The organism is Alteromonas sp. 4NS20-0143 (genome assembly GCF_057542855.1).
The window spans coordinates 428,621-441,262 of the sequence record NZ_BAAJLR010000001.1; the positions used below are offsets into that span (position 1 = coordinate 428,621).

Sequence of the window (12,642 nt, forward strand, 5' to 3'; positions counted from 1 at the left end):
ATCATTGTGCACCATGCTTTACATTATTGCTACATGTGCACAGCGCGCATGTTTAGCTGATTATCATAGCCCGTCATATCATAGCCCGGCATATCAAAGCCCGGCATATCAAAGCCCGGCGTTTCAAAGCCGGCATATCAGCTTTGCTGGAAGGACCTTTTAGAAAAAAGCTTTAAACTGTGCAATACACAACAAGTTGCTCAATAACCGTCCAGCTTCAACGTTTTCTTAACGCGTAGCATTTCTACCTACTGTTTTTATACGCACGTAATGTCATACCAGTTTGATTTAGAAAGATTCTTATCTACTACTTATTGCTAACTCGCCATCTGATAAACTATGATGCGTGTCCTATTCTTTGTATTTTCTGGATATTGATATGATTAGCGTGTTTGGTCGATGGTACCGACGCAAATTTTCCGATCCCGATGCAGCAATGCTGCTTATTTTAATTTTACTTAGCACCGCGGTTCTATTGCTGTGGGGCGAATTGATCATGCCTGTTTTGGTGGCGGCGGTTATCGCGTATCTTCTCGACTGGCCTGTGACCAGATTAATAAAGTTGGGAGTAGGAAGGGGAATAGCATGCGGCGTTGTCCTTCTTGGATTTATTACAATCACTATTCTTACGCTAATTGGCCTTGTACCTATTATTTCTAAACAAAGCGTTAACCTTATCCAGGAGACGCCACTTATCTGGCAAAAAGCCCAAGAGTGGATTTTAACATTACCAGACAAATACCCCGATTATGTTCAGGTCTACCAAATTCATCAAATGATGGAAGGGTTAAACGACAAGCTGGTTGAAGTGGGAGAAACGCTTATTTCTGTGTCGTTTAGCAATATTGCTAATGTGGCTGCACTACTGGTTTACATGGTACTTGTGCCCTTAATGATATTTTTCATGTTGAAAGACAAAATGTTCTTTTTAGACAGCATTTCTAGATTGCTTCCAAAGGAGAGACGATTAATTACCCAGGTGGGTCACGAAATGAACTCTCAAATTGCCAATTATATTCGAGGTAAGGTCATTGAGATTGTCATCGTAGGTGTAATTAGCTGCGCCACGTTTGTTCTAATGGATTTGCGTTACGCTATCTTGTTAGGCGTTCTTGTGGGGCTTTCTGTGTTAATTCCTTACATCGGCGCTGCTGTGGTTACCATACCGGTTGCTATTGTTGCTATGTTTCAGTGGGGCATTAGCCCTGAGTTTTGGTATCTCATGCTAGCTTACGGCGTGATACAAGGTTTAGATGGCAATCTACTGGTGCCACTCTTGTTCTCAGAAGCAGTGAGTTTGCACCCCCTGTACATCATTATTGCTGTTTTGGTATTTGGTGGTTTGTGGGGGTTCTGGGGCGTGTTTTTTGCGATTCCACTTGCAACACTAGTCAAGGCAGTGATCACCGCGTGGTCGAGTAACCCCGTGAAAGAGACGCCAGAAGTCGCATAACAGAGAAGCACTGGTACAAAAAAAGCCCCTCCATCGAGGGGCTTCTTCGTTTTAGCGATTTAACATTCGATACGGGCGCGTTTTAAATTCGCCGCATACCTTTTTGTTTTACGCTACAGGCTATTGCAACAAGCAATTAGCCATTGTTTAAATAGTCTAGTACCACGATATGGTGGTCCTTCGTTTTGAATTTATTGAAGACGTGTTCAACTGTACCTTCTTCATTAATTAAAAACGTTAACCTGTGTATGCCGTCGTATTCTTTACCCATAAACTTCTTAAGACCCCACACACCAAAATCATCTGCCACAGCGTGATCCTCGTCTGATAATAAGGTGAAGTTAAGACTCTCTTTCTCAATAAACTTCGGCAAGCGTTTTACTGCATCAGGGCTAATACCCAATACCACAACGTTTTTCGCGTTAAGTTCGCTTTGGACATCACGAAGCCCTTGAGCCTGTACAGTGCATCCAGGCGTCATCGCTTTTGGATAAAAATAAACTAAGACCTTTTTACCTGCGAAGTCAGTCAAAGACACCGTTTCGCCGTTTTGGTCTAAAAGAGAGAACTGTGGTGCTTTGTCACCAGCTTGTAGTGTTTTCATTAGGATCCTTTTTCTGTTTGTCTACCACTTTGCCCGTCACATTTAACGTAGCAAATAGGGTCATTAGATCAGATTCTAGTTGTTCAAAGCTTTCTGATGTGGGAATAGACACCACAAATTTACACTGCATAACGTTATGGTCTGACTTTTGGTACGTTCGCTGCCTAAACGCACTAATGATGGCATCGCGATCGGCAAAAAAGCCAGTGACCGACTGAATGAGTCCCGCCGCGTCTTGGCCACTAAATTCAACATTGAGTAGGTTAGCGAGATTTTGTTTTTCGTGGTGACTTGTCCGCTTCATCATCGATAACAAATCTAGACGTTGTATAACTGCGGGCAAGGTGCACTCAGCCTTTGTGATGGCGCTTTGGCTTCCTTCAATAATCATGGTGAGAGAAAACTCTCTTCCATAGACTGCTTGTCGACTATCGAGAATATTGCATTGGGCCTGCGAAACTGCGGTGGCTATTTCGCTTAGAATGCCGCTCTTATCTGTACCTAAAAGTGTAACGATTAGTTGGTGTTTAGACATCAAATTCACTTTAAACCTAGCAATGGCGGGATGTTAGCATAGAGTTTTTTGTTAAGTTAGTGCCTTTTTGGCGTCATTGCATAAGTTATTGTCAAATTCTTGTCTATTTACCCGCGCAACCGCTTGTGTTTGCGCACTGAGATAATTAACATGTGCGCTCACATTTTGCGGAGAGATTATGTTTACTGGTAGTTACGTCGCACTCGTCACACCCATGTTCGAAAATGGCGATATAGATTATAAGTCTTTAGAGAAACTGATTAAGTTTCATATAGAACAAGGAACCCACGGGATTGTTTCAGTAGGAACAACCGGTGAATCAGCGACACTTCCCTTTGACGAACACGTAAATGTGGTTAAAGAAACGGTAGCGATGGCGTCTGGTGCTATCCCCATTATTGCTGGAAGCGGAGCAAACTCCACCGCGGAGGCTATTTTTCTTACTGAACAACTTGGCTCAGCCGGTGTTGACGGCTTCTTAAGTGTAGTCCCGTATTACAACAAACCTCAACAAAGGGGAATGGTGGCGCATTTTAATGCGATTGCCGATGCGAGCGAACAGCCCGTTATTCTCTATAATGTGCCAGGCAGAACGGTTGCCGATATGTTGCCTGAAACTGTCGCTGAACTTGCCGTACACAAAAATATTGTGGGCTTGAAAGATGCCACAGGCGATATATCTCGCTTAAAAGAAACTCTGCCGTTAGTACCTTCAGATTTTGTCATTTTAAGTGGTGATGATGGCACGAGCAGTCAATTTATGTGTGAAGGTGGGCACGGCGTCATTTCCGTAACCGCTAACATTACACCCAAGGCTATTTCACAAATGTGTGAGGCTGCGCTTAATAAAGATTTCGATAAATGCCGTGACATTGATAAAACAATTGAACTGCTTCATAGCGAACTGTTTATCGAGCCAAACCCTGTTATGCCTAAGTGGGCATTATACAAAATGGGCATGATGGAAAGCGCAGTTATGCGTTTACCAATGGTATTGCCGGAACTATCAAGCCAAAAACGTATCGAAGAACTATTACAAAAATACGCATTGATTTCTGGTTAATTAAGGAACACAGATGAATAAAACGCTGGCTATAGCAAGTTCAGTGGCAATTGTTGCACTTGCGGGTTGTACAAGCCAAATAGATAGAAAGACTGCGTCAGGCAGTTACAAATATCTAGAAACAGAAAAACAAGAAGAACTCAAAATACCATCCGATTTAGACAAACCGGCTTTTTCTCGTGAGTTTGCGCTTCCTGAACTAGGCGAGGGTGCTAACGAAGAGCTAGTAGGTCAAACATTGCCAGTGCAATCACCTGCGTTGGTTCTACCGCTAGTGACGGGCTCTCACGTTGAAGAGGGAACCAATACCGCTACGATTTGGTTTGACCAAGTTGATGACAGCCAACCATTAAGTGAAGCGATCTGGAATTCATTACTGAGCTATCTTGATGAGAACGGCATCGGTGTTGATTCATTCGACCCTGAGGCGCGTGTACTTATCACCGACTGGATGGTAGTGAAGGAAGATGTAGATGGGCCGTGGTATAGCATTGTTGATGACGAGAGCGAAATCGGCCGTCGGTTCGAGTTTAACCTGAGCGTTAAACCACACGGGCGAAGTGCTGCACTTAGCGTAGACCTAAAAGACTATATGAAGTCTATCGGTAATGACGTTACAGCACAGGTGACTGAGTTAGATGAACGCCGTGAAGAAGTGAGTGTTCTTAACCAAGTGGTTGGCCATTACGAATATCAAATTCGCTTAGAACAGACCCGTCGTATAGCGCGCATTCGCAAGGGTATTCAAACCGAGATGGGCTTTAACGCCGATGGCGAGCCTGCTTACGTGGTTGAATCTCAATACGATATTGTGTGGCCACGTATGTTGCTTGTATTGCGCAAACTTGGTTTTAACGTCAAAGACTTAGACAAATCTAACGGTCTTCTGTTTGTAACCTATAGCGGTCCAGAGGGCGACTGGTGGAATGATTTATTTTCAAGCGATGATAAGTTACTCGAAAAGGGTGATTATCGTTTGAAAGTGGCAAAAGCAGGTGACTCGAGAACGTCTGTAACCTTTATGGATAATGAGAGTACCCCGTTTGAAGCCAATCAGGTTTCCGACCTTTACGATGCATTTGCTGAGGTCATGTCAGAAGATAATCTTGATATATAACTGAGACTGAGAATGGAAAAACGCGACGAGCTTTACCGTGGTAAAGCAAAAACGGTTTATTACACCGATGACAGCGAAAAGCTGATATTGCACTTTCGAAACGATACATCAGCGTTTGACGGTGAAAAAATTGAGCAGCTTGACCGCAAAGGCGAGGTGAACAACAAGTTTAATCATTTCATTATGAATAAGCTTGAGGATGCTGGCATTGCTACGCAGGTAGAGGCCCTTGTATCTGACACTGAATCGCTGGTGAAAAAGCTTGATATGATCCCGGTTGAATGTGTCGTGAGAAACCTCTCAGCGGGCTCTCTTGTGCGCCGACTTGGTGTTGACGAAGGCCAAACGCTTAACCCACCCATTTTTGAGTTTTTCCTTAAAGATGATGCGCTCCATGACCCAATGGTAAATGACTTTCATATCATTTCTTTTGGCTGGGCTACAGAGTCGCAGATTAGTGAAATGAAAGCTCTCACATTCAAAGTTAACAACGTCCTTAAGGCATTGTTCGATGACGCTGGCATGCTGTTAGTAGATTACAAACTCGAGTTTGGTGTGGACAGCGACGGTAAGATCGTCTTGGGTGATGAATTTACTCCTGATGGCTGTCGTTTGTGGGACAAAGAGACCCGCAAGAAAATGGATAAAGACAGATTCAGACAAGGCTTAGGCTCGGTAGTAGAAACCTACATCGAAGTGGCCGAACGTTTGGGATTATCGTTGTAATAACCCATCGTCATACGTTTTAGCAAAGAGGACCTGTTATGGTCCTCTTTTTGTTTTAAATGGCGATAAGAGTAGTGTCTGTGGCGCGAGTAATTAATGAATAGGCATTCACTGAGATTGCCTTTACGGAGAGTGTATTTTGTTTAAATCGGTGCTGCTCGTTATTGCCGCGATGGTCGCTTTTGCTGCAAATTCATTGCTGTGCCGTATGGCGTTAGTTAATACGAATATTGACCCCAGCTCTTTTACCATTATCCGGCTGTTAAGTGGCGCAGTTAGTCTTCTTGTTCTTTCAATAGTGTTCTACGTTTCTCAATCACGGTCGCAAGAGTCAGAAAGGCTCATCGCTATGATGAAGCAAAATGCGAGTGTTGCTGGGGGCATTGCGTTATTTGTTTATGCACTGTGTTTTTCATTTGCCTATATTTCAATGGCAACAGGCACTGGTGCACTGCTTCTTTTTGGTACAGTTCAAGTAACCATGATCGCAGTAGGTCTTATTAAAGGGGAGAGATTTACACCGTCACAGTCGCTTGGCTTCTCCTTTGCAATAATCGGTTTAGTCATATTACTGCTACCAAGCAGCAGCGCGCCCTCAATGCTCTCCGCTATCTTAATGATACTAGCCGGGTTTGCATGGGGAGCGTATTCTTTGATTGGAAAAAGCGCAACGTCACCACTGGTAGCAAGTGCAGGAAATTTTGTGATAGCTTCAGCGCTTTGTGTGCCTCTTGCCGCAGTTGTGCTTCTAACGGGGGCTAAAATCAATATAGATCCCACAGGCAGCTTATACGCGCTTGCATCAGGTATGCTCGCATCAGGCGCAGGTTACGCTATTTGGTATGCGGCTTTACCCTTAATAAAATCTACCACCGCCGCTACTGTTCAATTAAGCGTCCCTATCATTGCAACATTTATGGGGTGGGCCATTTTAAAAGAATCACTAAACATAACTATCATAGTGGCGTCACTTGCTACCTTAGGCGGAATTTTACTGGTGATAAGGCAAAGAAATTAGCATCGACGTATCGAGTCTCATCTCTCTAGTGGCAGTGGTGAGTGGTGAGTAATAAAGAGCAAAATCTGTCTATTTCAGGCGATAAACCATAAAAAATTGAATAAATGAGCGATTTTAGCACCCATTTACGCCTCTCTGTGTTACGTTCATATGCGAATTTGGCTATGCTTTACACTCAAGATGTGAGATAGCTGTGTGGGAAAGCAGGCCCACTCTTTTCAATACGGACGTTCATCATTCACAGTATCGTTTAAGATATCCAAAATAGCACTATTAACTAGCGTTAGGAGAGATTTTGACCAGCCCAGTATTGCCGCCGAACGAACAAAAGCGAATGGAAGCGCTGCGCAAGTTAAACATATTGGATACCTCTCCAGAAGAACGTTTCGATAGAATTACGCGTTTGGCTGCGCAATTATTTTCCTGTGAATTTGCGACTGTTTCTCTCGTCGACTCAACACGGCAATGGTTTAAATCTCGCGTTAATCTAGATGCAGAAGAAACATCAAGAGATATCGCTTTTTGCGCCCATGCTATTTTAGAAAACGATGCATTGATTGTACAAGATACTTATAAAGACAAACGCTTTTCTTCAAACCCCCTTGTGATAGAAGACCCTCACATACGCTTTTATGCGGGCATAAAACTGATGGTTGACGGGCAGGCCGTGGGAACCATTTGTGTATTTGATACCACGCCTAGAACCTTCTCTGCCCAGCAGCTTAAATCACTTAAGGATTTGGGCAGTTTGGTTGAGCTTGAACTGAAACGGACTGACCTTTCTGTATTGTCAAAGGAACTCGATACAAAGCATCAAGAGCTTCTTGAATCGCAAAAATTGTTGCGGGTGCGCAGTGCTATTCTTGAAAAGGTGGTGAACACGGAGCCGCTCTCATTTGTACTTGACGATATTGTCGCTGCCGTTGAAAGAGAATATAAGAACCAGCTGTGCAGCATACTGTTACTAGATGGTACTCAGCTACGATTAGGCGCAGCTCCTTCATTGCCAGGTTTTTACAACGATTTGATAGATGGTGTTGAGATTGGCCTTGGGCAGGGCGCGTGTGGCACTGCGGCTTTTCTTAATGAAAGAGTCATTACAGACGATTTAACTACCCATAGTTATTGGGCGTCTTGGCGCGATGCGGCAAAACAGGCGAACTTGGGAGCGTGTTGGTCGCAACCTATCTGCGGTGCAGATGGAAAAGTACTGGGTACTTTTGCCATTTACCACAAAGAAGCGGGCGTGCCATCAGATGAAGACATCACTCGAATTGAGTACTTCGCCCATGTCGCGAGTATTGCCATTGAGCGGGAAAGGGCGGATGAAATAATTTGGCGACAGGCTAACTACGATAGCCTAACCGGTTTACCCAACCGCCACCTTATGGAGGACAACCTGTCTCACGCATTAAGTTCTGCCGATCGACTATCCACGAAAGTCGCCGTGATGTTTCTCGACTTAGATCATTTTAAAGATATAAACGATACTATGGGGCATGGTGTCGGCGACGAATTACTTGTTCAGTGTGCCCGTCGTATTGAGCGTTGTGTCAGGCAAAACGATAGTGTTGCTCGCTTAGGCGGCGATGAGTTCGTCATCATCATCAATAATTTGCACGATGTTAAAAATGTCGAGCGAGTCACACATGATTTACTGTCGTCACTGTCTAAACCTTTGACCATCGAAAACGAGGTGATTCACACCAGTGCCAGTATTGGTATAACGCTCTATCCCGATGATGCGCAAGATGTAAGTAGCCTGCTTAAAAATGCCGACCAAGCCATGTTTCGCGTTAAGGCAAATGGTAGAAATAGCTATGAGTTTTACACGGAAAGCATGCGCGAGGCGGCTGTCAAAAGGTTGGGGTTGCTCAATGATTTGCGCTATGCCACCCAAAACGATGAGTTTTTTATTGAATACCAACCTATTGTGGCTTTAGACAGCGGCGATATTCATAAGGGTGAAGCGCTAATTAGGTGGAATCACCCCAAACGGGGACTAATCAGACCCGATGATTTTATTCCGCTAGCTGAAGAGTCAGGTTTGATCATTGAAATAAGCAACTGGGTTTTTTCTCAAGTATGCGACGATATAAATCGCTGGAGAGAGGCTTATTGTAAAGACTTGCAGCTAAGCATTAATACATCAGCGAGCCACTATTTTAGTTCAGAGCCCAATATTATGGAGTGGATGACTGCACTACTGGAGACCAACACGCCATCAAGTGCTTTGTTAATAGAGATTACCGAAAGCTTGCTAATGGACGCTGATGAAAAAGTTTCACAAAAACTATTTCAGTTCCGCCAGGCCGGAGTAAGCATTGCGCTAGATGACTTTGGTACTGGGTACTCCTCCATTTCCTATCTAAAGAAATTCCCCACTGATTATATAAAAATAGACAGAAGCTTCGTTAATTCGATGACAGAAGTTAGCAACGACAAAATTCTTTGCGAGGCCATTATTGTTATGGCGAAAAAACTAGGTATTCAGGTGGTTGCAGAGGGCATTGAAACAAGTGAACAGCTGAACATATTAAAGAGTATGGGGTGTGAATACGGTCAAGGATATTACTTTTCAAAACCAGTCAGTAAGTCGCAATTCGAATCTATACTCATGAATCAAAGCGAAGAAAAAAAGTCTTAGTACTTTGCTAATGATTAAAAGGATAGGCTTTGCATTGTCCTCGTTCAATTCTCATAGCCCATATTTTATCATTCAGTCTCGTTGAATAGCTTCTAACTTCATCTGAAGTGAGCGATGAGCTGTACCTAGGTCGTCTCCACAGCGCTCGCCGTTGTCTGTTTAAGATCTTAAGTTCAATCAATGACCAGCCGTTCTAATTAGGTTGTGTCTTGAGTGTCTTGAGGGATGAAAGAAATGTTCTATTTCTCGATCTGTGGCTGATTATAACGTGAGCCGAGACTGAATGAAGTCCAAGAAAGCGGATATCCGAGAAGAAACCGCACTATTTTTATAGTAAACCGCCTGAACCGATTCCCGTCGGTTCGGGCTTATAATGTCGTCGCTAAATAAATCGACAAGCGTGCCCGTGCTAAGGTCTTTATGCACCATAAAGTGAGACAGTAATGCAATACCTTGCCCTGCCAAGCATAGCTGACGAATGGTTTCACCGCTTGAGGCGTGAAGACTGTACTGCAAATTGATATCTTGCTTGAGTGGCCACTTATTTAAACGTGGTGCGTCGCTAAAACCAATCAGTTTGTGGTTGTTTAGCGTGCTAATGTCCCCTTCGTCTTCAGATATAGGGTATTTTTCAAGATACTGTGGGCTTGCCACAATATGCAGCTTACTTTTTCCTAAGCGCCTAGCGTGCAAATTCGAATCAGTTAAATCACCAATACGTATCGCTATATCTGTCTTGTGTTCCAACAGGTCGATAATGCTATCGTGACTAGTAATGTCCAGAGTGATATCTGGAAATGCTTCGCTAAACTCGCCCACTAATGGCGCAAGCTGGTGCAAGACGAATGGGCTTGCCGCATCTACACGAAGTTTTCCTGAAGGAGTACGCTTTAAAAGTCTCAGTGCTTCTTCGCCTTTCTCTAACACGTTTAAGCCGTCTCTGGCGTATCGCAAAAAAAGCGCGCCTTCTTCGGTTAGTTCTAAACGCCTGGTAGTGCGATTCAATAGGGTTACCTCTAATGAACTTTCAAGCCGCGTTACCGCTCTACTAACCTTTGCTACTTGCTGATTGAGCAAGTTAGCCGCACTGGAAAAGCTACCTGTATCTATCACGGTTAAAAACGCTTCTAAGTCTTCAGTTTTTGATGAAACTGGCATCACACACCTTATATTTTCAAATTTTACAAAAGTATTTTGTCATTAGTACTGTTTTTTGCAAATAAATTTATTGTCAAACTGAACGCACTTTATAAATGACTCCCAACAAGATGATTTAACTGTTCACTTGGAGGGAGTAGGTGGCGTCGGCAACGACCCCCATCACGTTGAATACTTTGTGAGGATAATTGAAATGCCCATTGCATTATTTGCCTTAACGTTGAGTGCGTTTGCTATTGGCACAACCGAGTTCGTTATAGTGGGGCTTGTACCTACCATAGCAACAGATCTTGGCGTTACATTACCCAGCGCAGGCTTACTGGTGAGCTTGTACGCTGTAGGTGTTGCCGTTGGCGCACCCGTTCTTACCGCCCTTACTGGTAAGTGGAATAGAAAACATGTTCTGCTTAGTTTGATGGCGCTTTTCGTCGCAGGTAATATTCTTGCTTGGCAGGCTCCTAGCTATGAGAGCTTGATTTTAGCGCGCATACTGACAGGCCTAGCCCACGGTGTGTTCTTTTCCGTTGGTTCTACCATCGCTACAGGACTGGTGACGAAAGAAAAAGAAGCCAGTGCTATTGCCATTATGTTCACTGGCTTAACGGTAGCGTTGGTCACAGGTGTGCCCTTGGGTACCTGGATTGGCCAAAACTTTGGGTGGAGAGCCACCTTTCTTGTGGTTTCCGCTCTTGGCACGCTTGCGCTTGTTGGCAGCGCGTTTCTGGTACCGAATAACTTAAAGCAAAGTAAGCCCGCTACGTTAGGTGAGCAAATGAAGGTGTTGGTACAGCCTCGACTGGTATTAGTGTATCTAATGACGATTTTAGGCTATGGCGGCACGTTTACAGCATTTACTTATCTTGCACCAATATTGCAGGAAGAAGCTGGTTTTGCTCCTTCAGCTATTAGCTTAATCATGTTGGTTTATGGTGCATCAGTTGCGGTCGGTAATATTTATGGCGGTAAGCTTGCCGACAAAAAAGGCCCAATTCGGGCGCTAACGATTATCTTTTCAGCCCTTGCGGTAATTTTGTTTGCGCTGACGTTCACCATGGGCAGTAAAGTTGCTGCAGTGATCACCGTATTAGTGTGGGGCGCCTTTGCTTTTGGAAATGTCCCAGGTCTTCAGGTCTACGTCGTTCAATTAGCAGAGAAGTTTACGCCCAATGCAGTTGATGTTGCCTCTGGGTTAAACATTGCGGCATTTAATATTGGCATTGCTTTGGGCTCAATTATAGGCGGTGCCATTGTAGACGGCATGCATTTATCTGATACCGCATGGATTGGTGCACTTATTTCTGTCGCGGCCCTAGTTGCCACTCGTTACAGCGGCCATTTAGACAAGCGTGCACTTAATACCTCAGACAACGCAACGAGTTCATAGGAGTTCACCATGACAACAAATACCTTTGATAAGCTTGCACAACATGAATTTTCTGTAGGTGTGGAGCTTCCACTAGATAACGACTGGGCGCATTTTGACGCTACAAAGGGTACGCCATTTGGCGTACCTGATGTGACCGAGCATCACAGTCGTATTCAGCTAGCCGACAAACTGGGGTTTAAAGCGGCATGGGTTAGAGATGTACCGGTTTACGATCCCAGCTTTGGTGATGCGGCCCAGATTTTTGAAACCTTCACCTACTTGGGCTATTTGGCGGGCATTACAGACAATATTCTTTTAGGAACAGCCGCTGTAGTTTTACCTCTCAGGCAGCCATGGCTTGTTAAAAAGGCGGCAGCAACAGTCCAGCAGCTGAGTAACGACCGTCTTATTCTCGGTGTCGCCAGTGGCGATAGACCGGCTGAATACCCTTTGTTTGATGTTGATTTTGACAGCCGCGGTGAGCAATTTAGACAGTCACTTGAGATTCTCAAGCATGGCGACAATACGCTTAAGGACGGTATGTCACTGCTGCCAAAATCGGCTTCTGCGCCACTTTACGTGGCTGGGCTAGCTCAACAAAGCCCTCAGTGGGTTGGAGAAAATATGGACGGTTGGTTGGCATATCCCGGCACACCGAATGACCATATAAAGCGTGTTGAGCTTTGGCGAAATGTCGCGGGTAACAAGCCTTACGTTAGCTTTATCCATCTTAATTTGGTTGAAGACGATGAAGCGCCGATAAAACGCCACCGGTTCGGGGTTGAAACTGGCGTAAACGGGCTTATCACTGAACTCAATGCAATGAAAGACGCGGGTGTAGATCATATTGGCCTGCACTTCAGGCGTAATACTCAACCAGTAAAAGATGCGATGCAGCTTATTGCCGACAAAGTATTGCCGCACTTTCATAACTAACTAAGCCAACAAGGAGGCA

At 44.3% G+C, this 12,642-nt stretch carries 11 protein-coding genes; 8 read left to right on the top strand and 3 right to left on the bottom strand.

Translation table 11 applies throughout. From position 1 onward, the window contains the following. Nucleotides 1–379 precede the first annotated feature (379 nt). Complete coding sequence (locus tag AC27HD_RS01790; protein ID WP_032096452.1) at nt 380–1,453, top strand: AI-2E family transporter; 1,074 nt, start codon at nt 380–382, stop codon at nt 1,451–1,453. A 136-nt stretch (nt 1,454–1,589) separates the two neighbouring features. Here AC27HD_RS01790 and bcp read toward each other — a convergent pair whose 3' ends face one another. Together bcp and AC27HD_RS01800 are read right to left on the bottom strand one after the other, a co-directional pair. Continuing rightward, nucleotides 1,590–2,057 (bottom strand): thioredoxin-dependent thiol peroxidase, encoded by a 468-nt coding sequence (gene bcp, locus AC27HD_RS01795; protein ID WP_487103401.1) that lies wholly within the window; start codon nt 2,055–2,057, stop codon nt 1,590–1,592. After that, complete coding sequence (locus AC27HD_RS01800) at nt 2,035–2,592, bottom strand: glycine cleavage system transcriptional repressor (RefSeq protein ID WP_487103403.1); 558 nt, start codon at nt 2,590–2,592, stop codon at nt 2,035–2,037. The genes bcp and AC27HD_RS01800 overlap by 23 nt, the downstream gene beginning before the upstream one ends. A gap of 178 nt (nt 2,593–2,770) precedes the next feature. Between AC27HD_RS01800 and dapA the strand changes: the two genes are divergently transcribed. The 5 genes from dapA (at nt 2,771) to AC27HD_RS01825 (ending at nt 9,163) form a co-directional block, all read left to right on the top strand. After that, nucleotides 2,771–3,655, top strand: a complete 885-nt coding sequence (gene dapA, locus AC27HD_RS01805; RefSeq protein ID WP_487103405.1) for a 4-hydroxy-tetrahydrodipicolinate synthase — start codon at nt 2,771–2,773, stop codon at nt 3,653–3,655. 13 nt (nt 3,656–3,668) lie between these two features. Further along, complete coding sequence (gene bamC / locus AC27HD_RS01810) at nt 3,669–4,772, top strand: NlpB/DapX family lipoprotein (protein WP_487103407.1); 1,104 nt, start codon at nt 3,669–3,671, stop codon at nt 4,770–4,772. Between the two features lie 12 nt (nt 4,773–4,784). Next, nucleotides 4,785–5,498: a phosphoribosylaminoimidazolesuccinocarboxamide synthase gene (gene purC, locus AC27HD_RS01815; RefSeq protein ID WP_487103409.1), complete on the top strand. Its 714-nt coding sequence runs from the start codon at nt 4,785–4,787 to the stop codon at nt 5,496–5,498. Between the two features lie 139 nt (nt 5,499–5,637). Continuing rightward, nucleotides 5,638–6,516 carry a DMT family transporter gene (locus AC27HD_RS01820; protein ID WP_487103410.1) on the top strand — a complete coding sequence of 293 codons (879 nt, stop codon included), beginning with the start codon at nt 5,638–5,640 and terminating at the stop codon, nt 6,514–6,516. Between the two features lie 334 nt (nt 6,517–6,850). Beyond that, entirely contained in the window at nt 6,851–9,163 is a 2,313-nt protein-coding gene (locus AC27HD_RS01825; RefSeq protein ID WP_487103888.1) for a sensor domain-containing phosphodiesterase, read from the top strand. Nucleotides 9,164–9,424: 261 nt separating this feature from the next. Here AC27HD_RS01825 and AC27HD_RS01830 read toward each other — a convergent pair whose 3' ends face one another. Beyond that, entirely contained in the window at nt 9,425–10,321 is an 897-nt protein-coding gene (locus AC27HD_RS01830; protein WP_487103412.1) for a LysR substrate-binding domain-containing protein, read from the bottom strand. Nucleotides 10,322–10,514: 193 nt separating this feature from the next. Between AC27HD_RS01830 and AC27HD_RS01835 the strand changes: the two genes are divergently transcribed. Beyond that, nucleotides 10,515–11,705: an MFS transporter gene (locus tag AC27HD_RS01835; RefSeq protein WP_487103414.1), complete on the top strand. Its 1,191-nt coding sequence runs from the start codon at nt 10,515–10,517 to the stop codon at nt 11,703–11,705. Nucleotides 11,706–11,714: 9 nt separating this feature from the next. After that, on the top strand, nt 11,715–12,623 hold the full coding sequence (locus AC27HD_RS01840) for a TIGR03571 family LLM class oxidoreductase (protein ID WP_487103416.1): 909 nt from the start codon (nt 11,715–11,717) through the stop codon (nt 12,621–12,623). The last annotated feature ends 19 nt before the right edge of the window (nt 12,624–12,642 follow it).

Coding starts and splice junctions, on each gene's coding strand:
- purC (WP_487103409.1), top strand. CDS start 4,785: ATGGAAAAACGCGACGAGCTTTACCGTGGTAAAGCAAAAACGGTTTAT.
- AC27HD_RS01835 (WP_487103414.1), top strand. CDS start 10,515: ATGCCCATTGCATTATTTGCCTTAACGTTGAGTGCGTTTGCTATTGGC.
- AC27HD_RS01790 (WP_032096452.1), top strand. CDS start 380: ATGATTAGCGTGTTTGGTCGATGGTACCGACGCAAATTTTCCGATCCC.
- AC27HD_RS01830 (WP_487103412.1), bottom strand. CDS start 10,321: ATGCCAGTTTCATCAAAAACTGAAGACTTAGAAGCGTTTTTAACCGTG.
- AC27HD_RS01825 (WP_487103888.1), top strand. CDS start 6,851: ATGGAAGCGCTGCGCAAGTTAAACATATTGGATACCTCTCCAGAAGAA.
- bcp (WP_487103401.1), bottom strand. CDS start 2,057: ATGAAAACACTACAAGCTGGTGACAAAGCACCACAGTTCTCTCTTTTA.
- AC27HD_RS01800 (WP_487103403.1), bottom strand. CDS start 2,592: ATGTCTAAACACCAACTAATCGTTACACTTTTAGGTACAGATAAGAGC.
- AC27HD_RS01840 (WP_487103416.1), top strand. CDS start 11,715: ATGACAACAAATACCTTTGATAAGCTTGCACAACATGAATTTTCTGTA.
- bamC (WP_487103407.1), top strand. CDS start 3,669: ATGAATAAAACGCTGGCTATAGCAAGTTCAGTGGCAATTGTTGCACTT.
- dapA (WP_487103405.1), top strand. CDS start 2,771: ATGTTTACTGGTAGTTACGTCGCACTCGTCACACCCATGTTCGAAAAT.